Genomic DNA, 1,807 nt, shown 5'->3' on the forward strand with positions numbered 1-1,807 from the left:
GCTAGTCTCAAACAACACTGGACTTTATTAGTAGTTAGTCACGATGCCGGAGAATTACTCCCCATTGCTGACCGTCACTGGAAAATTGAACAAGGACATTTGAGGGAATTAAAAAGTGAAAAAACAGATAGTTGAGGTTTTAGGGTTTTGGGGTTTTTAGTTGAAATTCCCCACTTCCCCACTTCCCCACTTCCCCACTTCCCCACTTCCCCACTTCCCCCATCTCCTGTCTCCTGTCTCCTGTCTCCTGACCTTGATTACTGAATTAATGATCCTTCCTGAATTATTTGACCTTTGGCAAGAAACCCTAGAATGGCAACCCGATGGGGCCATACAAGCGCGATTTCAACAACTTTATGACTTGATTTTAGAGGGTAATCAACGTTGTAATCTCACTCGAATTACCCAACCGGAGGAGTTTTGGGAAAAACATCTTTGGGATTCTTTATCGGGTTTAGCTTGGTTACAAAAATCCCAGCCAGATTTATTGACAAAATCCCTATCAGTCATCGATTTGGGGACTGGGGCCGGATTTCCGGGGGTGCCAATTGCGATCGCATATACCCATTGGTCGGTGACTCTCTTGGATTCCACCCAAAAAAAGATTAATTTTCTTGAAGAAGTTATTGACAAATTAGAGTTAAATAACACGAAAACTCGTTTAGGTCGGGCGGAAATCGTCGGGAAAAACCCTAAACATAACTGTGCTTACGATATCGTCTGTTTGCGAGCGGTAGCTAATGTGGATATCTGTGTTAACTATGCTTTGCCTTTCCTGAAAAAGACCGGAATCGCTATCCTCTATCGTGGTCAGTGGTCGTCGGAGGATAGTTCGAGTTTAGAGAAGAATTTAGGGAAAGCTGGTGGTAAAATCCTCGAAATTGCCAGTTTTACCACTCCCTTAAGCGAAAGCGTCCGTCATTGTCTATATATCTCCAAGAAATAACTTTAAGCGGTGAGAGGATGGAAAAAGAAAGCCAAGGCCAGGATAGCATAGGTAGCTAAGAGTAACATTCCTTCTAACCAATTCGATCGCCCATCACTACTAATCGAATTAGCCAACCACACCGCTACAGCCACTGCCACTAACTCAAAGGGATTAAAATTTAGATCCATGGGCTGACCGATAATATAACCCATGATAACCAAAACTGGAGCCACAAACAGGGCGATCTGCATACTGGAACCGACGGCCACAGATACCGATAGATCCATTTTATTCTTAAGGGCGACGGTGACAGCCGTAGCGTGTTCGGCCGCATTACCGATAATAGGCAAAAGAATTACCCCGGTAAACAGCGCCGTTAAACCTAGCTGTTCCGTAGCCTCCTCTAGGGATGCCACCAATAACTCCGATTCTACGGCCACGGCGATGGTAACGATCAATAAAATCAAAGACCAAAACCAGACTTTCGGCCTTGCGGCTCTTTCTCTGGCGCTTTCCTCCTCGATACCGGCAACCCCGACATCGTAGAGATAGGTGTGGGTTTTCATGGAAAATAAGAGACTTAAACCATAGACGAAAATTAACACCGCTGCCACGGCCACGGATAGACGTTGCAGGACTGCTTCCCCGACTCCCGTGGAGGTAAATTCCACGGCAGTGGGTAAAAGAATCGCCACCACCGCTAAATTCATGGCTGAGGCATTTAAACGAGCGGTTATTGGTTGAAATTCCTGTTCTTTGAAGCGTAAACCGCCTAAAAACATCGATAATCCCATAACTAAGAGTAAATTACCGATAATTGAGCCAGTAATCGTCGCTTTTACCACATCGATAAAACCTTCCCGCAAAGCGACATAGGCA

The 1,807-nt window shown here is 45.1% G+C and carries 2 protein-coding genes and 1 pseudogene; 2 read left to right on the forward strand and 1 reads right to left on the reverse strand.

Going from position 1 to position 1,807, the window contains the following annotated elements; translation table 11 throughout:
- Both PX481_RS05235 and rsmG read left to right on the forward strand, forming a co-directional pair.
- Positions 1 to 135: pseudogene (locus PX481_RS05235) on the forward strand (ABC transporter ATP-binding protein); the annotation flags it as partial.
- Positions 136 to 268: 133 nt separating this feature from the next.
- Positions 269 to 946 (forward strand): 16S rRNA (guanine(527)-N(7))-methyltransferase RsmG, encoded by a 678-nt coding sequence (gene rsmG, locus PX481_RS05240; protein WP_288024426.1) that lies wholly within the window; start codon positions 269 to 271, stop codon positions 944 to 946.
- A 2-nt stretch (positions 947 to 948) separates the two neighbouring features.
- On the opposite strand, the gene cax is transcribed toward rsmG, so the two are convergent.
- The coding region (cax, locus tag PX481_RS05245; RefSeq protein WP_288093897.1) for a calcium/proton exchanger at positions 949 to 1,807 on the reverse strand (859 nt) is incomplete at its 5' end.

This window comes from Microcystis sp. M53603_WE2 (assembly GCF_030065435.1).

What these genes read in the sequence shown, in the direction of transcription:
- rsmG (WP_288024426.1), top strand. Translation starts at nt 269, where the DNA reads ATGATCCTTCCTGAATTATTTGACCTTTGGCAAGAAACCCTAGAATGG.